General features: G+C 44.9%; 25 protein-coding genes. 11 read left to right on the top strand and 14 right to left on the bottom strand.

From position 1 onward, the window contains the following. Nucleotides 1-223: 223 nt before the first annotated feature. The 4 genes from AC0L13_RS01075 to AC0L13_RS01060 all read right to left on the bottom strand — a co-directional run bounded on the left by AC0L13_RS01075 (nt 224) and on the right by AC0L13_RS01060 (nt 5,047). Nucleotides 224-1,846, bottom strand: coding sequence for a long-chain fatty acid--CoA ligase (locus AC0L13_RS01075; RefSeq protein ID WP_473643079.1), 1,623 nt, complete (start codon nt 1,844-1,846; stop codon nt 224-226). A gap of 109 nt (nt 1,847-1,955) precedes the next feature. After that, nucleotides 1,956-3,104, bottom strand: a complete 1,149-nt coding sequence (locus AC0L13_RS01070) for an acyl-CoA dehydrogenase family protein (RefSeq protein ID WP_473643077.1) — start codon at nt 3,102-3,104, stop codon at nt 1,956-1,958. 12 nt (nt 3,105-3,116) lie between these two features. Beyond that, on the bottom strand, nt 3,117-3,884 hold the full coding sequence (locus tag AC0L13_RS01065) for a 3-hydroxyacyl-CoA dehydrogenase (protein ID WP_473643075.1): 768 nt from the start codon (nt 3,882-3,884) through the stop codon (nt 3,117-3,119). 14 nt (nt 3,885-3,898) lie between these two features. Continuing rightward, entirely contained in the window at nt 3,899-5,047 is a 1,149-nt protein-coding gene (locus tag AC0L13_RS01060; RefSeq protein WP_473643073.1) for a thiolase family protein, read from the bottom strand. 199 nt (nt 5,048-5,246) lie between these two features. On the opposite strand from AC0L13_RS01060, the gene AC0L13_RS01055 reads away from it, so the two are divergent. The 5 genes from AC0L13_RS01055 to AC0L13_RS01035 all read left to right on the top strand — a co-directional run bounded on the left by AC0L13_RS01055 (nt 5,247) and on the right by AC0L13_RS01035 (nt 8,671). Further along, nucleotides 5,247-5,600, top strand: a complete 354-nt coding sequence (locus AC0L13_RS01055; RefSeq protein ID WP_473643071.1) for a lmo0954 family membrane protein — start codon at nt 5,247-5,249, stop codon at nt 5,598-5,600. A 13-nt stretch (nt 5,601-5,613) separates the two neighbouring features. Next, nucleotides 5,614-6,252, top strand: a complete 639-nt coding sequence (locus AC0L13_RS01050; protein ID WP_473643069.1) for a PspA/IM30 family protein — start codon at nt 5,614-5,616, stop codon at nt 6,250-6,252. A 67-nt stretch (nt 6,253-6,319) separates the two neighbouring features. After that, nucleotides 6,320-7,021 carry a cell wall-active antibiotics response protein LiaF gene (liaF, locus tag AC0L13_RS01045; protein WP_473643067.1) on the top strand — a complete coding sequence of 234 codons (702 nt, stop codon included), beginning with the start codon at nt 6,320-6,322 and terminating at the stop codon, nt 7,019-7,021. Further along, a complete protein-coding gene (locus AC0L13_RS01040; protein WP_473643065.1) occupies nt 7,018-8,061 on the top strand; it encodes a sensor histidine kinase in 1,044 nt (347 codons plus the stop codon). The genes liaF and AC0L13_RS01040 overlap by 4 nt, the downstream gene beginning before the upstream one ends. Then, the gene (locus tag AC0L13_RS01035) at nt 8,039-8,671 is read left to right on the top strand and encodes a response regulator transcription factor (RefSeq protein WP_473643063.1); all 633 of its coding nucleotides are present in this window, start codon (nt 8,039-8,041) and stop codon (nt 8,669-8,671) included. Before AC0L13_RS01040 ends, AC0L13_RS01035 begins: the two co-directional genes overlap by 23 nt. Before the next feature lie 195 nt (nt 8,672-8,866). Here AC0L13_RS01035 and AC0L13_RS01030 read toward each other — a convergent pair whose 3' ends face one another. Beyond that, entirely contained in the window at nt 8,867-10,678 is a 1,812-nt protein-coding gene (locus AC0L13_RS01030) for a mechanosensitive ion channel (RefSeq protein WP_473643061.1), read from the bottom strand. A gap of 159 nt (nt 10,679-10,837) precedes the next feature. Further along, nucleotides 10,838-13,924: an efflux RND transporter permease subunit gene (locus tag AC0L13_RS01025; RefSeq protein WP_473643059.1), complete on the bottom strand. Its 3,087-nt coding sequence runs from the start codon at nt 13,922-13,924 to the stop codon at nt 10,838-10,840. Between the two features lie 99 nt (nt 13,925-14,023). On the opposite strand from AC0L13_RS01025, the gene AC0L13_RS01020 reads away from it, so the two are divergent. After that, nucleotides 14,024-14,857 (top strand): TetR/AcrR family transcriptional regulator, encoded by an 834-nt coding sequence (locus AC0L13_RS01020; RefSeq protein ID WP_473643057.1) that lies wholly within the window; start codon nt 14,024-14,026, stop codon nt 14,855-14,857. 50 nt (nt 14,858-14,907) lie between these two features. On the opposite strand, the gene AC0L13_RS01015 is transcribed toward AC0L13_RS01020, so the two are convergent. Both AC0L13_RS01015 and AC0L13_RS01010 read right to left on the bottom strand, forming a co-directional pair. Beyond that, on the bottom strand, nt 14,908-15,372 hold the full coding sequence (locus AC0L13_RS01015; RefSeq protein ID WP_473643055.1) for a DinB family protein: 465 nt from the start codon (nt 15,370-15,372) through the stop codon (nt 14,908-14,910). 78 nt (nt 15,373-15,450) lie between these two features. Beyond that, nucleotides 15,451-15,783, bottom strand: coding sequence for a hypothetical protein (locus AC0L13_RS01010; protein ID WP_473643053.1), 333 nt, complete (start codon nt 15,781-15,783; stop codon nt 15,451-15,453). A gap of 406 nt (nt 15,784-16,189) precedes the next feature. Here AC0L13_RS01010 and AC0L13_RS01005 point away from each other — a divergent pair, with 406 nt between their 5' ends. Then, complete coding sequence (locus tag AC0L13_RS01005; protein ID WP_473643051.1) at nt 16,190-16,840, top strand: CPBP family intramembrane glutamic endopeptidase; 651 nt, start codon at nt 16,190-16,192, stop codon at nt 16,838-16,840. Between the two features lie 51 nt (nt 16,841-16,891). On the opposite strand, the gene AC0L13_RS01000 is transcribed toward AC0L13_RS01005, so the two are convergent. Beyond that, complete coding sequence (locus AC0L13_RS01000) at nt 16,892-17,491, bottom strand: class I SAM-dependent methyltransferase (RefSeq protein WP_473643049.1); 600 nt, start codon at nt 17,489-17,491, stop codon at nt 16,892-16,894. A 77-nt stretch (nt 17,492-17,568) separates the two neighbouring features. Next, nucleotides 17,569-18,606 carry a potassium channel family protein gene (locus tag AC0L13_RS00995; RefSeq protein ID WP_473643048.1) on the bottom strand — a complete coding sequence of 346 codons (1,038 nt, stop codon included), beginning with the start codon at nt 18,604-18,606 and terminating at the stop codon, nt 17,569-17,571. Nucleotides 18,607-18,787: 181 nt separating this feature from the next. On the opposite strand from AC0L13_RS00995, the gene AC0L13_RS00990 reads away from it, so the two are divergent. Next, a complete protein-coding gene (locus AC0L13_RS00990) occupies nt 18,788-19,408 on the top strand; it encodes a hypothetical protein (RefSeq protein ID WP_473643046.1) in 621 nt (206 codons plus the stop codon). A gap of 63 nt (nt 19,409-19,471) precedes the next feature. On the opposite strand, the gene AC0L13_RS00985 is transcribed toward AC0L13_RS00990, so the two are convergent. After that, nucleotides 19,472-19,669, bottom strand: a complete 198-nt coding sequence (locus AC0L13_RS00985; RefSeq protein WP_473646799.1) for an ATP-binding protein — start codon at nt 19,667-19,669, stop codon at nt 19,472-19,474. Nucleotides 19,670-20,140: 471 nt separating this feature from the next. Between AC0L13_RS00985 and AC0L13_RS00980 the strand changes: the two genes are divergently transcribed. Together AC0L13_RS00980 and AC0L13_RS00975 are read left to right on the top strand one after the other, a co-directional pair. Further along, nucleotides 20,141-20,758 (top strand): hypothetical protein, encoded by a 618-nt coding sequence (locus AC0L13_RS00980; RefSeq protein ID WP_473643044.1) that lies wholly within the window; start codon nt 20,141-20,143, stop codon nt 20,756-20,758. Nucleotides 20,759-20,764: 6 nt separating this feature from the next. Beyond that, nucleotides 20,765-21,358 (top strand): zinc metalloprotease, encoded by a 594-nt coding sequence (locus tag AC0L13_RS00975; protein ID WP_473643042.1) that lies wholly within the window; start codon nt 20,765-20,767, stop codon nt 21,356-21,358. Nucleotides 21,359-21,498: 140 nt separating this feature from the next. Here the strand turns inward: AC0L13_RS00975 and AC0L13_RS00970 are convergent, their stop codons facing one another. From AC0L13_RS00970 to AC0L13_RS00960, 3 genes are read right to left on the bottom strand one after another with little or no spacing between them, the layout of a single operon-like run. Continuing rightward, entirely contained in the window at nt 21,499-23,706 is a 2,208-nt protein-coding gene (locus tag AC0L13_RS00970) for a sensor histidine kinase (protein ID WP_473643041.1), read from the bottom strand. After that, on the bottom strand, nt 23,706-23,885 hold the full coding sequence (locus AC0L13_RS00965) for a hypothetical protein (protein WP_473643039.1): 180 nt from the start codon (nt 23,883-23,885) through the stop codon (nt 23,706-23,708). The genes AC0L13_RS00970 and AC0L13_RS00965 overlap by 1 nt, the downstream gene beginning before the upstream one ends. Then, a complete protein-coding gene (locus AC0L13_RS00960; protein WP_473643038.1) occupies nt 23,863-24,552 on the bottom strand; it encodes a response regulator transcription factor in 690 nt (229 codons plus the stop codon). The genes AC0L13_RS00965 and AC0L13_RS00960 overlap by 23 nt, the downstream gene beginning before the upstream one ends. A gap of 226 nt (nt 24,553-24,778) precedes the next feature. On the opposite strand from AC0L13_RS00960, the gene AC0L13_RS00955 reads away from it, so the two are divergent. Beyond that, nucleotides 24,779-24,976, top strand: coding sequence for a hypothetical protein (locus AC0L13_RS00955; protein ID WP_473643036.1), 198 nt, complete (start codon nt 24,779-24,781; stop codon nt 24,974-24,976). The last annotated feature ends 25 nt before the right edge of the window (nt 24,977-25,001 follow it).

Here is a 25,001-nt window from a genome sequence, read left to right as displayed (position 1 = left end):
AGATGAAGATTATCACCACTTAGATGAAGATTATCACCACTTAGAAGAGGTTTATCACCACTCAGCTATAGTTACCACCGATTCGAAGGCGTTTACCACCGATGCTCGAGTGTTTTCCGCCGTTGCTCCCTCATTTACCACCGATTCGTCCTAAATATGGAGATTTCCCATAGAAAATGCCATCAAAAAAACCATCCGCTCAGAAAAAGCGGATGGCCCCATTTCACACTTCCAACACATGGCCTTTCAATTGATCGCGCAAGGACGCTTTCAAGAACTTGCCGACGGATGTTTTCGGAATTTCATCCAAGAATACGACATCATCTGGAACCCATAGCTTCGCGAACTGCCCTTCCAAATAGGAAAGCAGCTCAGCTTTCATCGCGTCGTCCGCCGATTTGCCCTCTTTCAAAACGACACAGGCAAGCGGGCGTTCTACCCATTTTTCGTGTGGAACAGCGATGACGGCTGCCTCGAACACGGCTTCATGCGTCATTAAAGCGTTCTCCAAATCAACGGATGAAATCCATTCTCCTCCGCTCTTAATCAAATCCTTCGTCCGATCCATCAGTTTCAAGTAACCGATATCTGTCATCACCGCGATGTCGCCCGTGTAGAGCCAGCCGTCCTTGAACGCTTCCTCCGTCCGGTCGTCTTTGTAATATTCGCTTGCAATCCAAGGACCGCGCACTGCAAGTTCGCCCATCGTCTTGCCATCCCACGGCACTTCGCCGTCTTCATTCACAACTTTTACTTCAAGTCCCGGCATGATCAACCCTTGCATCGCGCGGATGTCGATCCGTTCGTCCATCGGCAGCTCCTCCATGCCTGACGTATACACCGACAAGCTGACGAGCGGCGACGTTTCAGTCATCCCGTATCCGACGTAGAACGGCACACCGAGCTTCTCTTCAAATGCACGGATCAAGCCCTTCGGCGATGCTGAGCCTCCGCTGACAATTCCGCGGACCGATGAAAGATCACGCGGATTTTGCTCCTGCTCTTTCAAAACTGCAAGCCAAATCGTCGGCACACCTGCCGTCAGCGTCACTTTCTCCTGTTCTATCAAATCAAGCAACAGCTGCGGATTGAAGCCCGGTCCTGGAAGTACTTGTGTTGAACCGTAGAAAACTGCGGCAAATGGCATCCCCCATGCATTGACATGGAACATTGGCACGACCGGCATGATGACATCGCCTTCACGCAGTCCCATCGCATCCGCCAGCCCGAGTGCAAAACTATGAAGGACGATGCCGCGATGTGTGTAGACGACCCCTTTCGGATTGCCCGTCGTTGCGGACGTGTAGCACATTCCGGCAGGCGTGTTTTCATCCAAGTCTTCCGGATAGTCGTACTGATCCGACGCCTCCGCTAGCAGCGCTTCATAGGAATGAACATTTTCAAGCGTCGTTTCCGGCACTTCCGTGCTATCACCCATAATGACGATATGCTTCACCGTCTTTAGAAGTGGAGCAAGCTTTTCAAAGTGAGGGAAAAGATTATCATCCACAAGCATGATTTCATCTTCTGCATGGTTGATGACATACGCCAAATGCTCCGGCGCCAGGCGAATGTTCACCATATGAAGGATCGCGCCCGTACTCGGCACGCCAAAATAAGCTTCCAAATGGCGATGATGGTTCCAGCCGAATGTCCCCACTTTCGTTCCGTGCTTCATCCCGAGCTTCGTCAAGGCGTTCGAAAGCTTCCTCGTCCGCTTCGCAAATTCACGGTATGGAATGCGATGAATCGTGTCCGGTCCCGTACGAGAGATGATCAATTTGTTCGGAAAAAATTGCTCGGCTCTTTTAATGAACGATGACAGTAATAATGGTGTTTGCATCATTTGAATCGCTCCCCTTTTGCGCTTTTATAGTGTGAAACATGTACAACCATCCCCGGCAGTCGCTTGCGCCCACACAATCATATGCGGACAGGCTTCCTGCTATTCCCTCCTAAAGCCCCATATTCTTCGCGATGATCACCTTCATAATTTCATTCGTCCCGGCGTAAATCGAAGCGACTGGGATATCGCGGTACCTCCTTGCGATCTTATATTCCTCCATATAGCCGTATCCCCCATGCAGCTGCATGCATTCCGCGGAAATCTCGCGCGCCGTTTCGGTGATCCAATATTTTGCCATGGACACTTTCGTCACGACATCCTTGCCAGCCAAATGATCTTCGATGAGTGATTCAAGAAACGCTTTGCCAAGCTCCACTTTCGTTGCGATTTCCGCAAGCTTGAACTGCGTGTTTTGGAATGAACCGATTGGTTTGCCGAACGCCTCCCGAGATTTCACATAGTCGAGCGTCATTTCGAGCATATCTTCTGAAGCGGTTTGCGCGGACAAGGCGACGAGCAGCCTTTCCTGCTGAAGCTTCTCCATCAAACAGCCGAAGCCCTTCCCCTCTCCGCCAATCAAATTGCCGACAGGTACCCGGCAATCCTCGAAGTAGAGCTCCGCAGTATCTTGCGAGTGCATGCCGACCTTATCGAGCTTTCGCCCTTTCGTAAACCCGGGTGTCCCCTCCTCAACCATAAGCAGGCTGATGCCTCGGTGCTTAGGCTCCGCGTGTGGATCCGTCTTCACTACGACAAGGAACAAATTCCCGTTTATGCCGTTTGTAATGAACGTCTTTTGTCCATTCACAACATAATGATCTCCGTCTTTGATAGCGGTCGTCCGGATGTTGGCGAGGTCCGAACCGGTTCCCGGCTCCGTCATCGCAACGCCTGTAATAAAATCGGCACTGATGCACCCTGGAAGCCAACGCTTCTTCTGTTCGTCCGTCCCATATGATTCGATGTATGGAACGACGATGTCATTATGTAGACCGACCCCCGTCAATCCCGCTCCGACCCGTTCCATCTCTTCCCCGATGATGACCCCATAGCTGAAATCGAGGCCAAGACCGCCATACTGCTCCTCCACTTGCGGACAAAGAAACCCCATTTCCCCGAGCTTCCGCCAAAAACTGACAGGAATGAGCCGATTCTTTTCCCATTCCTCGTAATAGGGAACCGCTTCCTTCGACAGGAATTTCCGAAGCGTCTCCCTGAATAGGACATGTTCATCTGTTTCAAATCGATAGCGTGCCATCAAAATCCCCCCTCACTTTGGCTGCATCCTTATCGCCCCGTCCAGCCTGATCGTCTCCCCGTTCAGTAGCGGATTCGTAAAGATGCTTTCGACAAGCCGCGCGTATTCTTCGGGACGGCCGAGCCGTTTCGGGAACAACGTCAGCTCTTCAAGCGCATTGCGCGCGGGCTCCGGTAGCCCAGCAAAGAGTGGCGTTTCAACAAGTCCAGGAGCGATTGTCATGACGCGGATGCCGTAACCTGCGAATTCACGTGCGATCGGCAACGTCATTCCAACGACTCCGCCTTTCGATGCACTGTAAGCCGCCTGTCCGATCTGCCCTTCGAACGCCGCCACGGATGCGGTATTGACGATGACTCCCCGCTCACCGTCCGCGTTCGGTTCATTGCCCATCATGGCGGCAGCCGCCACCCGGATGACATTAAAGGTGCCTGTCAAATTGACACGAATCACTTGCTCAAAGCGATCAAGTACTATCGGACCTCCTTTCGACACGACTTTTCCAGGTGTCGCAATGCCTGCACAGTTGACGACAGCATTCACCTTTCCGAATACGGACACAGCTTCCGCCACATTCGCTTCGACATTTTCTGCACTCGCCACATCCGTCTTTAGGAATAAAACATTATCTCCCAGCTCGTCGACTAACGCCTTTCCACGTTCTTCATTCATATCGAAAATGGCAACTTTGCCACCTGCCGCAACGATTCGACGAGACGTCGCCTCCCCCAAACCGGAAGCGCCTCCCGTGATAATCGCTATAATATCTTGCATTTCCATTCGTTCATCCCCCTTTACAAACGTTCAATAATTGTTGCGTTCGCCATTCCCATCCCTTCGCAAATGGCAAGAAGTCCGTACCGTCCACCCGTACGCTGCAGCTCTTTCACCATCGACACGAGCAATTTCGTTCCTGTTGCGCCAAGCGGATGACCGAGCGCAATCGCTCCTCCGTTTGGATTCAACTTTTCAGGATCTGCACCCGTTTCCTTCAACCAGGCGAGCGGCACAGGAGCAAATGCTTCATTCACTTCATATACATCCATGTCTTCTATGGAAAGTCCCGCCTTCAACAGAACCTTCTTTGTCGCCTCAATCGGACCGGTTAACATCAATGTCGGATCTGAGCCGACAACCGTACGGGCGACAATCCGCGCAACTGGCTTAACCCCAAGTTCTTCCGTCTTTTCCTTCGACATGAGCAAGACAGCAGAAGCACCATCGCTCATTTGACTCGCATTTCCTGCGGTGATGACGCCATTTTCATCGAACACCGTTTTTAAGCCAGCGAGTGCTACGGGCGTTGAATCCGGACGCGGGCCTTCATCCCTTGCAACGGTTTCCACTTCACCATCGACGCGATTCACAGAAACCGGCACGATTTCGTCATCGAATTTGCCTTCTTCAATGGCTTGGATTGCTTTCTGATGGCTTTCGTACGCGAAACGGTCGAGCTCTTCACGGGACAGTCCCCATTGTTTTGCAATGCGCTCGGCGGATAATCCCTGATTGATGATTTCATGCTTCTCTGTCAGCTTTGGGCTTGGTTTGGCGTCCCCCAAATTCGAAAACATCGGCGCCCTCGTCATGCTTTCGACGCCTCCCGCAATGACGATGTCCATGTCCCCTGACGCAATCGCTTGCGAGGCGAAATGGACGGCCTGTTGGCTCGATCCGCATTGCCGGTCAATTGTGACGCCCGGCACATGGACAGGAAAGCCAGCAATTAAAGCCGCAGTCCGTGCAATATTGCCCCCTTGTTCACCAGACTGCGTGACGCAGCCTAAAATGACATCTTCTATATCGCTTTTGTCGATTCCCGCGCGTGCCACCAGTTCCTCAAGGACGACAGCCGCAAGCTCGTCCGGACGATATTCCGAAAAGCCGCCTTTCCGCCTTGCGACAGCTGTCCGCACCCCTTCGACAATGACCACTTCTCTCATATCGGCACCCCATTCTCTGAATTGATTGATAGTTCGTATAGTTATAGCTTACAGGAAAGCGCTCTCAATATCCATAGCATTTTCAAGGTCCCTAAGATGGAATCGGTCTCAAGTCGTAGATGAATATCCGCATTGCGCCCGTTTGGACGAGACGATTCCCATTGTAAGATGTAGATACAACGAAAGGAGGAACAACAATATGAAAAAATTTGGTTTAGTGACACTCGGCATAGTGGCAGCGATCGTTGTTCTCGCAAACTTAGGATCGATCTTGGCACTTGCTATTTCCGGCGCGATTGCTTTTGCAGGGTTCCATTATTACAGGAAGAGTGACTCGACATTCCTGAAGCTGTTCTGGGGGATCGTTTTGCTCATCGGATTAGTGACAGCCGTTTCCAACGTGCCTGCATTCATCGGCATCATCGCTTTGCTCGGCGTCTACTATGTATGGCGTAAATGGAATGACCGTCCAAATGACAATGTGATTGAAGCTAAATATTCCGATGACCCGTTCGTCAACTTTGAACGTCAATGGGATGAAATTACAAAATAAGGAGGAAACTAAGATGAACACATTATGGAACAGATTAAAGTATACGGTGCAAGCAGATTTGCATACGATGCTCGACAAAAAGGAATCAAAAAATCCAATTGCAATGTTGAACCAATATATAAAGGAAGCGGAAAAGCAGACTGAATCGGTCGGCAAGCTATTGGAACGTCAAGGGAAATTGAAAGTCGCTCTTGAAAAGGAATTCTCTGAAGCTGAGGCGATGTTAGAGAAACGACGTCGTCAAGCTGAACTTGCCCGCTCGACTGGTGAAGAGGATTTGGTCGCATTCGCTGAAGATGAAATTCATGCATACGAGACTCGTGCAACGGAATTGGCGGCAAGCATTACGCAATCCTCAGAGGAAATGTTCGCGTTGGAACGGAAATTCGAGGAAATGAAACATAAAGTGAAAGATATGAAAGTCCGTCAACTGCAATTGATGGGCAAAGAAAACGTCACACGTGCCCATCGCCGTATGGATCAATTCATCTCCCCTGAAAATGGCGACAAGCAAGTTTCAAGCGTTGAGGAAATGAATGCGTATATCGAAAATCTCGGCGGCAAGATCAACCGCGAGTATGAAGTATCGTCAATGGAACGCAGATTGGAATTGCTTGAAAAAAGTGCCGCAAACAAAACGGAAATTGTGTAAACTATATAGATGAAGGGAAGGTACCCACCTTCCCTCTTCAATCTGACATCAAGAAGGGGGCATTACAATGAAGCAAATGGATACGAATAAGATGACTTTCTGGATTGTAGCGTTTCTTTCGCTCGTTTTCATAGAGGCTACTTTCCTATCGAATGGGAACATCATCTTCCTCCTTCTCGGTGCCGGATTTACGTATTTCGGTTTTAAAAAGCGCTCCAAATGGATGACTTTTTTAGGACTTTTCTTCATTATCATGGCGTTGATGACATTGTGGAGTCTGCGCATGCTGTTGCTTGCTGGGTTCGTCTATGTGTTATTCCACTTGTGGAAAGGAATGCCCGCAGAGCAAATGATGCGCCCGCTGAAAGAGTTCCAAAAGGAGACGCCTAACGGCATTTGGAAAAACAAATGGTTTTCCGTACAGGCATCCCCCTTTTCCTCATATGAATGGGAAGATGTGCAAATTCAAGGCTTTTTCGGGGATATCCATGTCGATGTGACCGACACGGTTCTTCCGAAAGGGACGTCTTTCATCGCCATCCGACAAGGATTTGGGCGAGTTAAGATTGACCTTCCTTATGAAATCCCTGTGCGCATCCATTACAATACAATGTTCGGCGAAGCGCGGATTCTCGATATTAGTCCAAAGCGGATGATCAATGAAACGCTTCATTATAAAGATGGCTATGATACCGACATCGGAGACCGGGCGGAGCTGATCATCTCCCTCTCTACGTGGATCGGAGATATTGAGGTGGTGCGGAAATGAAAAACTTTTTCGGCCGTAGCCTCTTCTTATCGTTCATTTTCATTGGAATTGCGGCATTATACTTCTATTCACTCGTCGATGTTCCGTTGAATGAAAGTTGGCTTTTCTTCTATGCAATCCAATATGCGAGCGTACCGTTAGGCGCGTGGATCATTTTCACTTGCATTACGCTTGGTTCGATTATTGCAGGCTGGATGGGCGGCATCGGCCGTTCTAAGGAGAAGGCGATTGAAGAGCAGTTGATAGGGTTGATTCAACACGATGAGGTTGTGAAAATCACTAAATCGTTTTCCCCGAAGATTGATAGAACACTTGAAGATGTGTCCAATATTTTGACGACACAGCGGAAAAGTTTACAGCGGATTACAGATGAACGCGCAGAGGCGCAAGATAAATTAATTCAGGAGCAGATCGTACAAGAACGGCAACGTCTTGCCAGAGAGCTGCATGATTCCGTTTCCCAGCAGCTGTTCGCCGCTTCGATGCTCATGTCCGCCATTAATGAGCAGGAGCACGAAAAGGAAGTGCAAAAGCCGCTTTTACAAGTGGAGAAGATGGTGCAGCAGGCACAGCTCGAGATGCGGGCATTGCTGCTTCATTTGCGGCCAGCTGCCTTGAATGATAAATCGTTGGCAGAAGGTCTTGAAGATCTATTGGTCGAATTGAAAGAGAAGGTTTCGTTCAACATCCGCTATCGTTTAGAGGAAGTGTCTTTGTCAAAGGGAGCGGAGGACCATCTATTCCGGATTGCGCAAGAAACGTTGTCGAACACTTTGCGGCATGCACAGGCGACGGAGGTCGATGTTCTTTTCGTAGAACGCGACGGTCTCGCCATTTTCCGTGTACAAGATAACGGGGTCGGCTTTGAGGAGTCGGACGGCAAAGGTGGTTCGTATGGACTGCAGAACGTGAAGGAACGGGCGATCGAGATCGGCGGCACATGCAAAATCGTATCGGTCCCTTCGCAAGGTACGATTGTGGAAGTGAAATTGCCGACAAAAAAGGGGGATGAACTCGATGATTCGGATTCTATTGGTTGATGATCATGAAATGGTGCGGATCGGTGTGTCGGCATATTTGCAGACACAACTCGATATGGAAGTAGTGGATGAGGCGGTCAACGGGAAGGAAGCTGTCGAAAAGGCGCTCTCATTGCGGCCTGATATCATTTTGATGGACATGGTCATGCCGGAAATGAACGGTGCGGAGGCGACTGCTGAAATCATCAAGCAATGGCCGGAAGCGAAAATTGTCATCGTTACTAGTTTCCTTGATGATGACAAAGTATATCCGGCACTTGAAGCCGGCGCGATCAGCTACATATTGAAAACTTCGAATGCCAAGCGGATTGCAGAAGCGATACGCGAAACGCTGAAGGGCCAAACTGTGCTGGAACCTGAAGTGACGTCGAAAATGATGCAAAAGATGCGATCCGGCAACGGTCACCGTCTCCATGACGATCTGACGGAGCGAGAATTGGAGATTCTTCTTTTATTGGCGAAAGGAAAAACGAATCAAGAGATTGCCGATGATTTGTTCATCGCTTTGAAGACGGTGAAAACACATGTAAGTAACCTGTTGTCGAAGCTCGAAGTGCAAGACCGGACGCAAGCCGTCATTTATGCGTTTAAGAATGATCTCGTTGATTGAAACATAGGTGTAAAGCAACAAAATGTGCGTAAATTGCGCCATAACTATGTCGAACTTGCGCATAACTTGCCGAGATTGCTCCATAACCCCTCTGAACTCGAGCATAACTCGACAACATTGCGCAATAACTTCCATGCAAACGATAAAAAAACTGCCCCACCACCGGGTTTCCGATAGATGGGGCAGTTTTTACGTTTATTTATTTCCGCGATTCGGATCGAATGGGTAGTCTTCACCCGGATCCGTCGTATTGTAGCCGTCTTTGTTTGCTTCGTTCGTTCTCGTTGGATCATTTTCGTCGAACGCATCTGTCATATTCGAATCTGCCGGATCGGATAATGGCAGTTCATCGGATGACGTGTTGCCTGTCCGCGGTTCATAGTCCTTGCCGGTCGGATAGTCGCTGCCATTGCCGACTGGAGGTATATGATCTTCCTTCGCTGTTTTGTCTACAGCTTGTTGAGCTTTATTCGCGGATTGCTTCGCCTCCCGCTTCATCTCGCTCTTCTCCTGCTCCCACTTCTCCTTGGAAACATCCGCATTTTGCAAGCTGCTTTCCATTTTCGTCAAATAGCGGGAAGCATGTTCACGTCCACCTAAACCGAATGCAAGTCCAAACGCCAATGCGACTCCTCCAAGGATAAGGATGAATGCTGCATTGATGATTGCTGGAGCGATGCCGAGCTGGCTCAATGCCATAAAGAACGCGAATGCCAGAATTGCGTATTTTGCGACGTAGCGCAATACATGTGGAGCACCCGATTGTGTCGTCATGATGCTGCCCACGAATTTCTCGGCAAGGTTTGCGAGCCAGAATCCGATTGCCAAAATGACAACAGCTGCGACGACCATCGGCAAGTATGCAAAGATGCCCGTTGCGAGCGTCACCATGAAGTTCAAATTCAGAATTTGAAGCGCTTCAACGACGAACAGCAAAATAATCACGACTTGGATTATCGTTCCGATAATTTGCGAGAAAGTAGGCATGGACGCGTTCGAACGCACACCGATCTTTCCAAAAATCGAATTGACGCCAAGATTATTCAATAAGGAAACAACAATTTTCTTAACCCATTTCGCCAAGTAGATACCGACTAGTACGAGTACTACTGCTACTGCGATTTTCGGCAGCATCGTCATAATGTCGTTCAGCATGGCGATTGCTGGCTGCGAAATTCCTTCAAGGTCCAATACTTCCAACGCAGAAATGGTTACCGGCAGCATGATCAGAACAAAGACGATCGTGCCGATAATGCCCGAAATGCTCGTCCCATTTGAAGAGGATTTGAGCTTATGTGTAAATCGGTCGACACCAACAGATTCAAGCAGCTTCGTCACAATCGTACGGACGATTTTCGCGATAACCCATCCAACTGCAAAAATCAACGCCGCCCCGACTAGCTTCGGAATAAAATGCATGAAGCTTGCAAGCATTCCTTCAAATGGCCCGCTAATTCCGCTGAGACCGAGCGCGTGTAGGATGGCAGGCACGAATAACAGCAATACGACATAGAACGCGATATTCGCAGCCGTCTCAACCCATTTCGACTTGTCGATTTCATCTGGGGAAGCCCCTACTTTCGCCACGTACTTATTAAGCTTCATCTTGCCGCCAACTGCCAAAATCACTTTTTTGACAATCAATGCAAGAACCCAAGCCAATAGCAGAATGAGCCCCGCTTTCAAGATACTGAGGATCGCTCCGCCGATTCCCGAATACATCGTCATGAACGGTGTAGCGATCATTGATGCATTCATGATGTTAAAGAAGAGAAGGAATGCTAATAGTAGGATTCCGAAGAAGAAGACTTTGCTGATGATCTTTTCCACATTCCATTTTCCTTCTTTAACGTCTAGCCTTTCGTTGACTCTAGATTTCTTCAAACGTTTGTGCACTGCATTTTCCACTGCTTTCGCAATGAAAAAGCCGATCAGCAAGACGAGCAACCCGAGAATCAATTCGGGCAGCCAGCTTAGCATATTGGCAAAATACATATCTCTGAACATTCCGTGTCCTCCATTCAATTAGGTAGTCTATTTAGGACTATTCCTATTAACGGGGACGTCTAAACCTATAAACCTATTATTCTTGGAAGAAAACGTAATATTAATATACAAAAAAACAGAAGAAGGAACAAAATTCTGCTCCTTCTTCTGCTTAATTTATTAATCCTCTTCCAAATCCAAACGGTTTTTCTTGAACATTTTCGATAGGATTTCGTACACGATCGGCACAACGATTAGCGTCAACAATGTAGAGCTGACCAAACCGCCAATAACGGTGATGCCGAGACCTTTCGAAATCAATCCGCCACCTGCTCCATTACCGATCGCCAATGGAATAAGGGCACCAATTGTAGCGATCGCTGTCATAAGAATTGGACGTAAACGTGTAGCGCCCGCTTCCAATATAGCTTCACGCATTTTCAGTCCGGTACGCTCCATCCGAATAATACGGTCTACAAGTACGATCGCATTCGTGACAACGATACCGATCAACATCAACAGACCCATCATAACCGGAACGGAAATCGTTTCGCCCGCGATAAGCAAGCCGACGAATGAACCGATAACTGCAAATGGCAACGAGAATAGAATCGCAAATGGCGCGACACCTTCACGGAACGTTACAACGAGGATGAAGTAAACAATCGCAATCGCTGCAAGCATTGCAATACCAAGCTGTGTAAATGCTTCTTCCATGTCAGCTGCGACACCTGCCGTATCGACTGCTACGCCTTTCGGCAGATCCAATTCGGCAATTGCTTTGTCGACTTCCGAAGTCGCTTTCGAAATATCCGCGTCTACGAGCTTACCTGAAACAGTGGCATAATATTGTCCTTTGCTTCGGGCCAACGTATTGAATGTCGAACCTTCTTCAACCTTTACTAAATCAGAAAGCTTCATTGTCGTGCCCATTGCCGTAGGAATTTCTTGTTCCAGCATTTCATCGATCGATTTCGGCTGTTCAGCTTCCTTCTGTTTCACGACAACTTCCAATTCATCGCGATCTTTTCCGACCGTCGTGACAACTTCCTGCGTTCTGGATGGGTTAAGCATCATGATGATTTGCCCAGTCGTTAATCCATACTGCAGCAATTCATCTTGCGTTGCTTTCAATGTGTACTGAACGTATGCATCCTCAGCACTTGAAGAGACATCCTCAATACCTTTGTTATCTCCCATTACTTTTTCAACCTGCTGGACAGCTTCCTTCAGGCTGCTTAAATCTTCACTATAGAATGTGTAGCTAATTTCATTTGTGGACATTCCCATAGAACTGAAATCTTGGCTTTTCCATTCTCCTGACTGACCGATGTTGAATACATAGTCTTCAACTTCTGCACGGGCTCCTTGGAAGTCTTCCATGTCAGGATCAAAAATAAGATACATGAGCGCACCATTCGAGCCGCCGCCCATCATCGCTGTCATCGGGTCGGCGCTGTCCATGATGGATAATTGAACGATGTCAATATCATCTCGTTTCAGCATTTCCTTCTCAACAACTTCGACGTTTGCCAACGTTTCATCCTGAAGCTCACCTGTGGCAGGTGTATACGTAATATACATTACTTTTTCTTCATCACTGCCCAAGAAACTAAAGCCGATTAATGGCATTAGCCCTAAGCTGCCCGCCAATAGAACGACAGAAATGATTGACGTGATGATTTTATGATTCAGCGACCAACTTAAAACGCCTTTATACCAGTTCGCCATTTTGCCGGCTTCTTTATGGCGGCTTTCCGTTTTTTCGCCATAAAGTTTTTTCCTAAATAGGAAATGGGACAATGCCGGCACAATCGTAATCGCGACGAGCAATGAAGCACCAAGCGCAAACGACATCGTCAATGCGAACGGCATGAACAACTCTCCAACCATACCGCCTACAAAGATAAGCGGCGCAAATACCGCAACTGTGACGAGCGTCGAAGACATGATCGGCTTAAACATTTCAATCGTCGCTTCGCGAATTAACGCGCGACCCGATAGTTTTTCCGTTTTCAAATGAAGTCGCCGGTATATATTTTCCACGACGACGATGGAGTCATCGATAACACGGCCGATTGCGACTGTAATCGCACCAAGCGTCATAATATTGAGCGTAATATCCATCCAATGGAGAATCATGAGCGCCATGAAGACGGAAACCGGGATTGAAATAATGGAAATGATCGTAGATTTGAAATCACGCAAGAAGAGTAGGATGATCAATACCGCAATCAAACCACCGAAAAGCGCCTTTTCAACCATCGTCGAAACTGATTTCTCAATCGGTTCTCCTTGGTCAAGTGATACGTCGATGACTAAGCCATCTATCGCTTTTTCTTCATCTTTCATTAACTTCTTCACGTCATTTACGACATCGACCGTATTCGCGCGTTGTCCTTTGACGATTTGAATCGCAATCGCATTTTCACCGTTTGTACGGGAAACAGACTGCACCTTGCCGACTTTTTCAATTGTCGAAATATCGCCAAGCTTCACGAATGGCGATGGATTTGACTCTGACGGTGTGACAGGGATGAGCATGCCCTTCAGCTCATCGATCGTCATGAACTTGCCGTCAACAGCGACAGCTTCCTCGCCTTCCTCAAATTCAAAAAGGCCGAGTGACACTTCCATATTGCTCGCTTGAATCATTTGCTTTACAGAGTCTTCCTGCAAACCAAGCTGAGCCATTTTCTCTTCGTCGTACGTAAGCTCTACTTCTTCAATATGCTGACCAGATATCGTCGCAGATGCAACGCCATCGATCTTTTCGATTTTCGGAAGCAATATATCTTCAACTGTTGAAGTCAATTCAACGATATCTTCCGTTGTACTGCTCACACTTAACGCAACGACTGGCATCATATTCATGCTGATTGCAGTTATGACCGGTTCCTGCGCGCCTTCTGGCAAGGTCAATGAATCCATCGCAGACGCCAATGCCCGCTTCGCCTCGTCCATATCAATGCCGTAATCATATTCCACTTGAATACTAGACATATTGGAATATGAATTGGAGTAGACAGATTTCACATGGTCTAAGTTCTCTACTGCCCTCTCGATAGGGACCGAGACTTCCTCCATGACCTGTTCGGGAGTTGCACCAGGATAGACGCCCATGACCATTAAGTACGGTATCGAAATATCCGGAAGCGTCTCTGTTTTCATTTGCGTTGCCGAATAAACACCTGACACCGTTATAATAATGGTGAGTAACCATACTGCTAATTTATTCTTTAGAACAAAATTGACTAAGCCTTTCACCCTTACACCTTCCCCTTAATTGACAGTTTTGACTCAATTATTTATACTAATGACTAGTCGGTCAATTGTCAAATGAAATACTAGGAGCGATTCGGATATATGGCAAAAAAACAACTTATTATGGAGAAAGCTTTGGAGCTATTTGCAAAACAAGGATTCGAAGCGACATCCGTTCAACAAATAACTGATCATTGCGGCATTTCCAAAGGGGCTTTCTATTTGTCGTTCAAGTCTAAAGACGAGTTGATCGTCGGTTTGATTGATCATTTTATGAGACAGTTTACCGCCGACATTGACTTGGTGGTCAGTGAAGAGAGCGAAAAGGATTTATTATACAATTTCTATTACACAACGTTTCAATCTTTCAATAAACACTCTGATTTCGCCAAGCTCCTTATGAAAGAACCGGCGCAATCTTTCAATGAAGAGCTTTTTTCCAAGCTTCATCATTACAATAAATCTCTCGAAAAAGTGATTTTATCAATGATTGAGCGATTGTATGGCGAACGGTCCAACGACCTGAAATATGATTTACTGTTTTGCATTAAAGGCTTCATGAGCACTTATTCAGAGCTGTTCATGATATATAAATTACCGATCGACATGGAATCGCTTGTCCGATCACTTGTCGAAAAAACAAATTTGCTTGCAAAAAACATGACGGTTTCCTTCATTACCGATGAATTAATACAGGTGATCGATCAACCTTTGAATGCAGAGCCTTCTTTAGAGCAAATTATTGAGATCGTAGACAAGAATATTGAAGAGATGGAGGATTCGATCGAAAAAGAGTCGTTACTCCTATTGAGGCAGGAACTGTCAGAACCGACGCTGCATCCAGCGATTGTAAAGGGGTTATTAGCAAACATCCAGCACCACCCGCATTGCAAATGGGCTGCTTATTTACTCCGGAGGCATTTTGGAATAAAGTAAAAAAACGCTTTGTCAGCTATTCAAGCTGTCAAAGCGTTTTTCATCTATTCTTAATTTCCAGTCGCCCGATTCAATCCATGAATAACCCCTGCATGCACACCTTCATGCCATAAAGCGAATTGCATGACTGCATCGACCGTCGACATCGTTAACATATTCCCTAGTTTAAGCGGCTCAGGCAAATCTTCGTCAAGCTTGCCTTCCAACGCTTCAATAACGCGAGGCGTTTGTTCTCGGAGAGCAGTAATCAATTCCTCATTCGACGGGACTTGACCATCCCAATTCGCAGGGCTCGTCCCCCTATCAAAAAAGGCATCCCACTCACTATGCTGTTTTTCATAAGATGGTAAAACTTTCGCCGCAAACTGTTCCAATAAAATATAAATATGACCCGCATTCCAACGAATTGTATTATTGAACCCCGTCGGTTGCTTGTCCCACGCATCTTCATTCGCTTGCGATAAGCGCCCCATCGTATACATTCTAGCAAATTTCAATTGTTCAATCGTTTCCATTTCCCATTCCCCCCTTTTCTCCATCTTACTAGAAAAGGAGGAAAAAGAAAAAGCGGACATCGACTAAGGAGTCCGCTTTCACGTTACATCTATTGGCTTGTCATTTCTTTTCTGGCTGTTCCACTTCTCACGGGTCTCGCTGTTGAATTCACGGGTTTCATTTGGCAACCCCGCATGCGCTTCGTCGGTCACCACTTGGAATTCATTGACTAGCGGTTTATTTTCACTATAAGCGGATGGGTCATCCATGCCTGTTTTGTCTTGTGCATTTTTTCGGAATTCATTTGTCCAGTTCGAGTCGGCAGGGTCCGCCAAAGGCAGCTCATACGTTGGTCCTACCCCTTTTCCGGGATGCAAGATCTTCGGTTCCAAGTCCTTTTTATTCGGATATTTACCATCAACGATCGTCATATGGATTCCTCCTTTTTCTCTCATCAAACACGGAGATCCCGCGCGTGGCGAGAGGTGGTTTTTATCTATACCCTTCGCTGTTTAAGTACAAACCTCTTTTTTCAAAATAATTCGCAAAGGGAACATCAGCCTATTAATTTCGTCAAAGTTACATAGAACCTATTCTATAACTTAACAAGTTGCTTTCCGTTTCAGCACTCGCTTTCCGCGGGCGTTGCCTTAGCCTCCTCGTCGCTTCGCTTCTGCGGGGTCTTCGGCTAACGCTATTCCCGCAGGAGTCTCGTGCTTACACTCCAAGCAACCGCAACTACTTATTTGATTAAGTAATTCACAAATGAGTAGTTACATGCACGGTTCATTCGTAAAGAAATTCAAATCAGCCGAGAAAATTGCGCGGGGTGATTGTATGCAAAAATGGTTCGGGTCTGTTTTTCCTATTTTGAGCATTTTGCTCTTATTATGGATTGAGCAAAGTGTTGGCGTATCATACGGAGTTAAAACTGTAGCGAAGGTCATACTATTTCTCGCAATCCCTTTGGTGCTTTTTCGTGCAACAAGGTTTCCATTTCTCCGGTTCCGAAATGCGGATCGAAAGAGCGTAAGACTTGCTTTCATTTTAGGAATATCGATCATGGTGCTCATCATCGGTGCTTTCCTTTTATTGCAAATGCATATCGACATTGTTTCCTTGCGGGACGATTTGCTGCAATCCGGTATCACATCTACAGTATTCCCTTTCATCGCGCTTTATATTTTGATTGGAAACTCAGTCATTGAGGAATTCTTTTTTCGAGGATTGTTACCAAGCTTATTCGGTCAGTCAAATATGCGGTTGATCTTGCCACCGTTCTTTTTCGCTATATACCATATCGCGATTTTCCTGCCTTGGTTTACGCTGCCAATTTTAATGCTAGCGGTTGGCGGCCTTTGGGCAGGCGGACTGATTTTTCAATTGATGAATGAAAGATGCCGCACAATCCTGCCGTCTTGGATCATACATATGTTTGCGGATGTCGGCATATTACTTATTGGGGTGTATATCCTTTATTTTTATTGACACGGAAATGTTTGATTTTTTCCGGGTTGCCGAAGATGATCAGTGGAAATCTTATGGTTTAGCCCATATCAAATATAAATAACCTGCCAAATAACGCTCTTCCCTAACAAGACTTAGACGTGACTCTTTTACAATATCAGAAATATTTCTGTTCTGATGGCATCCTACAACCTTTAGCGCCAACGGATTCAAGGATTTTTGCAAACCTCCCAAAAGTTTATTTGTACTAATGCCATGCTCCAACATAAGTATTTTCCCTTCTGGCTTACACCACTTTTGAAATTTATTCAGGACATTGACAGGATCTTGGTAAGCACATAAACTGCCAGAAGATATGATAGTATCAAAGCTGTTTTCGTTAAATTCAACCGTTTCAACATCAGTTTCTATAAATGTAGATTTAAAAGGATAGTCGTTTGCCGCATTCTGTGCAGTTTTCAACATTTCGTGACTAAAATCCAATCCTGTCAATTCAATATCTTTACTATAGAAAGGGTAGTTAAGTCCAGAACCGATGGCAACTTCCAAGACTTTTCCTTTTGCATCTCGAAAAATCCGTTGACGAAACTTAGAAGCCTGATCATTTAACCGGCGTTTATTATATTTTTTTGCCTGCTTATCAAATTTTTGTATTAATGATTGACGATCCATTTCTTCCCCCTCTCTCCTTTCAGTCTATATAGTATATAGAAAAACGTGCTGACTAATACTACATTTTATAAACCAAATCACTGTCTGAATGTATGTCCTTTATTTTTATTGACACGGAAATGTTCGATTTTTTTCTGGTTGCCGATGACGATCAGCGTATCTCCCCTCTGGAACTTCTCACTCAGATCCGGGTTGCTTAGCAGTTCTTCATTTCGTAAAATCGCGACGAGGGTGATTTCAAAATGTTTCTGCAAGTTCGCGTCCTCGATTGTCATACCGATAAACGGTTCCGTATTTTCTAGGACTACTTCCCCTACCATGAACTCTTTTTTCTCCGAGCGGATCAGATCATTAATGTAATCGGTTCCGTTCGGTTTTATGACGGACATCGCCAACTCCCTTCCTCCGATGATGGAAGGGTTGATGACACTTGTCGCGCCGGCTTTTTCTAATATATCCTGCGAGTCATCCCGTTCAGCACGTGCTGCGATGACGATATCCTCATTGATGCTTTTAGCAGTCAAAGTGATGAACACATTGTCTGCGTCATTGGAGAGAGCGGTAATAAGAGCACGTGCTTGACCGACGCGCGCTTGCAGCAAAATGGCTTTGTCAGTCGGATCACCGATGATTCGTAAAGTGCCCGGTTCGACAACTTCCATAAGATCACTTTCATTGTCATGAATAAATAAAATCTGAACGCCTTCCTCCTTCAACTGCTTATACACTTGCCTACCGACGCGCCCAAAACCACAGACGATTATATGATCATTCAAATTAGCAATTTGTTTTTCCATCCTTCTCACCCACACCCTATTTGATAATTGCTGTTCGATGAAATAGGAAGCACCGACTCCCAATGCGTACGTCACAATTCCTGCTCCTAGCGGCACAAGAAAGAGCGCAAACCAACGGCCTTCTTGCGTTGTCGGATAAATATCTCCATAACCGATTGTCATTACGGAAATAATCGTCATCCAAAAGGCATTAAAAGGAGATAAATCTTCAAAATACATAAATCCAATCGTCGCTGCAATGAGGAGAAGCACTGTTAAGCCAATCAGAAAAATGACCCGCTTATATCGCCTATCCAAATCCATCCATCGGCTATACAAACCGGCCACCTCCGTACAAACGTTTTTCTATTTGTATTCCTTTGCTTGGTCGGTTGTAAACCTTTATTGCTGGGTCTTTATTTTCACGTATTTAATATCCCGATAGCAATGATAGTTGGAAGTGTTAGAATATTAGTAGATGTAAATTTCTGACTGATGAACAACTATTAGGAGGAGTATAATGGAGAATTTAATAATAAAAGAAAAACATTCTGTCGGTTTGTTTAAGTTCGGAATGACAATAGAAGAAGTTGAACAGAGTAATCAAAACTACATCGAGAAGTACGGCATCTATAAGGACTCATTCTTTTTTGAGTACGATGAAGATGGAGAGGTTACTAGTATTCACCTCATCATAGAAGAACTTAAAAAGCACTTTCAATGCCACTTCAGGGGAATTGATTTGTTGAACTTGAAGGCGAGTGAACTCGTACAGGCTTTGGATGGCATTTCTCCCTACAATAGGAGTCAAGATGCATCGCTAGGTTTCACGTATCAATTTCCTAATTTAGGTTTAGAATTATGGAGGGGTAGAGTTTGTACTGAAGAAGACCTTGAAGCAGATTGGTTCAAAGAACTAATTCCCGAGAATCAAGAAGATGAAAAGCGGTTTCTGTTCTTTGAAACAATCACTTTCCATCATAAAGAAAAAGTGTTTTACTATCGCCCGGTAACTGAAACCAATATTGAAAAGAGCCCCACTCAGCCAACGGACGAATATTGGTTGAAAGGGCCAGATCCAGACCGGGTGCGAGAACTTGCTATTAAATTTGGATTGGACATACCTAAAAATCTGAAATAGTGTATAGACGATTAGTAGAAAAACCGCATGCTTGCCGATAATTTCAGCATTGCATGCGGATTTTTATTTCGTCGGCACTGAAACGGTCACTTTGAACAGATCGCCATCCAGATCGATTTTCATCGTTCCACCGTGCATGTCGGCGATTGATTGTGCGATGGCTAAACCGAGGCCCGAGCCGTCGGTATGACGAGATGTGTCTGCATTCTTGAAACATTCGAATAGCTCATCGACATTTTCACCTAGCTCGAATTTCGTAATGTTATTTTTACGATGAACTCTACGGACTCCCCTACTTTCCGGAGAGTGACATACACGCGAGTGCTCATTAACGGATGTAGTCCAAACAATACTATGAACTATACCTTGGTTTTTATTGCTAATCTATCGCTTGCTATAGAAGGGTAGCTATCTTCTTTTCCAACCTTCGAATGAAGAACGATGAAAAAAGTTATTTGTTATTCAATTCCAATTGTCAAGCCATTTACTTGTTATTTGGATTTTCCCAATACCAGTCATTGATTTATCAACGATTACATGTCATCAAACGAAGAAATGAGTGGAAAAACCAACTTTATTGTAAATGATTTTCCCAATAGCAATTTTTCGGAGGAATGTTAAGATTAGTGAACAACTTTATATCTCTGGATTTTCCTGGATGGGGGGGGGTTAAGGTAATTATTTTGGCAAGTAGTTTTTGCAACAGGTAAATACTTATAAGGGGATGAAAAGGTGAAATTTAAATTCATGTCATTGTTGATTCTGTGCGTTGTTTTGGTTGCTTGCTCATCAGGAATTGATGAATCAGGAAATGAAGCGTCAAATGAAACAGATAATGTGAATGTTGTTAAAAGTATTTCTGCTGAAATTGAAGATTATACCTTTGATGAAGCCATGAAACAAGTAGACTTAATTGCAGAAGTTCAAATTACCAATGTTGTTGGAGAAATTGAAGATCCAATTGATAAAACAATTTTTGAAGTAGAAGTAATAAATGTTTTATTAGGGGATGTTGAACAAAAGCACATAAAGATATTACAGCACGGCACAAAGGAAGTACGGTTTAATGACAACGATTTATTCAAGGTAGGAGAAAAATATGTATTATTTTTAAGGGAAACTATCGAATTCCCTGACGCCGACTATTGGATACAAGGAGAAGAAGGTGGTGTTTATAAAGAAGTAGACAATAGTTTAATAAAACTGTTCGGGCACTACGAAGAATTGAAAGGTGCCGAAATAGTTGATGCCAATTTGAGTAAGTCACAAGAATATATGGATCAACAGATATTGGATAAAGAATCTTTCATTAAGTTAATTCGAAATATTGCTGAAGGCAAGGAGGAGTAAATTAAAATGAAATATTTAAAGGTTATAGTTGTATTCATTGTTTTATTGTTGACTTTTGGAAGTGTCTCTTCAGCTCATGAACAATTTCAACCAACACACGATTTCTATCCTTGTAACCCTGGAGGGGAGTCTTCGGGCTTCATCGTAAATTGTGGAGCGCCTTATGGACATGCAGGGACAACATATATTACTTTTACAGATGCTCTCCTTCCTTCCGCTTATCAGGGCTATATAGACACCGCTGTAACCAGATGGAATAGTACAGGAGTTGTTAGAATGACTCGAGTCCTTTCAAGTCCAAATAAAATGACCAGATATTATGACCCCAATGGTTCTAGTAATGCAAGTGTAACAAGTTCTATCAATAGTCTTACTGGTCATAAAGTGTCTTGGGAAATGAAGTTTAATGGGTCAAAAATGGATAACAGAAATCCGGGACTAAATCAAAATACAGCTACGCATGAATTTGGTCATACCATAGGATTGGGTGATTTGAAAAATGATTCAAACAAAAATAAAATAATGTTTGGAAGTGCATCAAGAACCGTATCAACTCCACAATCTGCCGATATAACCGGTGCTAAGGAAGCTGTGAAATAAGTTTACAATTTTTAACCTCTCGGAGATTCAAGAATATAATAAGAGTTTTCTATACTTTAAAACTGTAACTTTTCACAAGGTTTAAGAAGAAACCCACAATCCGCATGCACACCAATTTCTTGGCAATGCATGCGGATTGTTTATTTTGTCGGCACGGTAACAGTCACTTTGAATAAATCGCCATCCAAGTCGATTTTCATCGTCCCGTCGTGCATATCGACGATTGATTGTGCAATGGCCAAACCAAGTCCGGACCCATCAGTATGTCGCGATGTGTCTGCACGCTTGAAACGTTCAAATAGTTCATCTACATTTTCTCCAAGCTCGTATTTCGTAATATTTTTTACGACGAATTCCGCGGACTCCCCTACTTTTCGGAGAGTTACGTACACGCGAGTGCTTGGGAGCGAATATTTGATAGCATTCACAATCAGGTTATCAAGGACGCGCCACCATCTTTGGCCGTCTACATATGCGATAAGCATGTCTTCGGGAAGGGACGTCCGGAAATCGAGTCCGGAGTCGGCAATATCTTCAGCATGCTCAGCAAGCGCTTGCTGGAGCAATTGCGTCAAATCGACACGCTGTTTGTGCAGTTCCAAATTGCCGCTTGCCATTTTCGACACTTCGAATAAGTCCTCGATAAGCGTCTTCAGCCTTTGCGATTTCTTATCCAATATATCGACATATTTCGCGCGTTCCTCTGGCGTAATCGTTTCATCCTTTAAGAGATCAGTATACGTAATAATCGATGTCAACGGTGTACGCAGATCGTGGCTCACATTCGTGATCAATTCCGTTTTCAGCCTCTCGCTTTTCGCTTGTTCGCTCATGGAAACCCGCACGCCTTCTCGAAGATTGTTCAAATTTTTCGCATGGTCTGCAAGTGGTGAACGACCTTCGATTTTGATATCTTCATTCAGACGTCCCGAAGCCATTTTTTCCGTATCAATGATGATTCGGTTCAAGTAAGCTGAACGACGAATGAAAATATAGAGCGCTGGCAAGCCAAGGAATAGAACACAAAAGATATAAATAACGAAGAAAACCCCATACATGAACATACCAACAAACCCGATACCCGCAAGGAAAAATCCGATAAGCAGGATGAACGACTGAACGCCGATCGACTTTTTCAGGAACATCTCACGGATTGCCCTAAAGAATTGGAGCGTGAAACTGTTTTTTACATCCTTCGCAAATACCCCTTCCCGCTTCCATCGTTCCACACTGTTCACGAGCTGGAATGCAAGCAACGCAGTCATGATGACACCGGCAATAAAGAAGGTCCCCAGCCAAATAACCCAACTTTCCAGTCTTTGTTGCGTAAAGAAGTTCAACAGACTGTGGGACTCTCCATTGATGTATTCCAATAAAATCAGCGCCGACATGAAAAATGCCGCTGCCTTTACATCGATTTTCACTTCAGAATACCAATCTGCAATCGGTGTTCCTGTTACCCATTCCTTCTGAAACTTCATGACAGTTAATAAGGCGATGAGCGCCAGCAAGCCAAGGACCCAAAAAGCATACATACCATATTTGCCTCTGTTGAAATCCTTGTATTGGGCATATAAAGCACCACCTTTCTCAAAGGCCGCCTTCGGAACGATGACAACACCTTCAAAAGATTGCACGGGATTTGCCATAGCAGTTATTTCTTCATCAGACACATGAGCATCTTCGTAGTAATTAATATAAGGTGTTGTCCATTCTGAATAGCGTCCCGGTAATGAGCTCACCTTTAAGTAGTCACTATTTGCATTGAAGTTCTTTTTATAAACAGCAGACTTTGAAATATCACCACGGGAAAACGTCTCACCAGTTTCTACATTCTTTAATTCATAGGCGACATGCAGTGAATAGGATTTGCTTTTAATTTCATTCAAATATTTTTCTAAAACCTTTTCTTTCGCTTTACGGATTTTCGCCTCTACATGTCCATTCCCCTCAAAATTCTTTCGGATATCCTCCAATTTCATATCCCGTTCTTCAATCAATGTCTCCCTTAATAAGTTATTACTAGCATCCCTTGCATCGGCAATTCTTTGTGCGTATTGGTCATGGATATTAGCAAGCTGATCCGCCAGTGTGCCATAGCGAGTCCGATGCTCTTCAATTTCGCTATCGGATACTGTAATTTTCTTCTTTGCCTCCTCTATATTGATCGGATTTAGAACGGAAGGACCGATTACATCATAAAACTCGTCTAACCGCCACTTCATATCATCCGAATCGGAAAAGTCCTTTCCGAACAGCCCCGTTCCTTGTCTTACAAATGAAAGACTGGCCAGCAGCATAATCGTAACAAGCGTAGCCCATATGACTAGAAGAACTTTATTTTTCATTAGGCTGCGCCCCCTCTAATGATGCGTGTGAAATAAGCGATTGCCCGTGAAGAACGTTCCCAGCCGCTTTCGATCATGTCGAGGATGTGAGGGAAACAATATCCGATAGTGACGACTGCAATGCAAATGGAGAAAACTGAAAATACTACACTCCAATCACTTCTCGATTTTGTATCCAATGCCCCACACCACCTTTACATATCTCGGATTTTTTGGATCTGCTTCGATTTTCTCGCGGATTTTGCGGATATGGACCGCCACAATATTTTCCGCATTATACGCTTCTTCATTCCACACACGCTCGTAAATCTCATTTATTGAAAACACACGCCCCGCGTTTTTCATAAGCAATTCTGTAATCTTGTATTCGATTGGCGTCAGCTTCACCGGTTTCCCATCAACCGATAACTCCTTCGCATCTTCATCGAGCGCCAACCCATCAATTTCAATCTTTTTCTGGCCATCGTATGTACCAAACTGGACATAACGCCGCAGCTGCGACTTAACGCGCGCCATCAACTCAAGCGGATGGAACGGCTTCGTCACATAATCATCCGCGCCGACCGACAATCCATGGATTTTATCCGTATCCTCCGCCTTCGCGCTTAGCATGATGATCGGGATGTTTTGCGCCTCCCGGATTTTGAACGTCGCCGTAATCCCATCCATATTTGGCATCATAATGTCGAGGATAAGCAGATGGACTTCGTTCGTTTGGATCAATTCAAGCGCCTCTTTCCCATCCGCCGCCTTTAACACGTTATATCCTTCATTTTTCAAATAAATTTCAATCCCATCGCGGATCTCCTTATCATCATCCGCCACGAGCACTGTGAACTTCGCCATCACCCGCACCTCACTTTCCTCTATGATACCAATTGTAATGGTTAAATCTTAACAATTCATGATGGGAATTATGAAGAAATTCTTAAGATGGGATTGTTCGACTTCAGATTTATGCCTAAAAATGATTGACCGGTGATAAAGATGGCTTGGGTGGTGATAAACGTTGTCCGAGTGGTGATAAAGTTTTGCTGACTTCGAATATTATCGGATTTGCATGGAGTTTGCCATGAAAAATGCCAAATTAGAGCGCATCAGTGGTAATGCCGGCTGCATCGGTGGTAACTGTACGAGAATCGGTGGTAAGCGTTTAAGTATTAAAGCCGTTTTTATTGTCGCTGAAGCTTCAGTAAGCAAGCGCATGTTTTCCTTAGTACACCATATTTACAATCGAAAAACTCTGATTTATTCTTCAAGTCGCCGTTGACAGAAAAATTTGCACATGCTACCTT

The sequence above is a fragment of the Sporosarcina sp. QA0331 genome, assembly GCF_055808055.1.
This window is presented reverse-complemented; position numbering and strand designations above follow the sequence as displayed.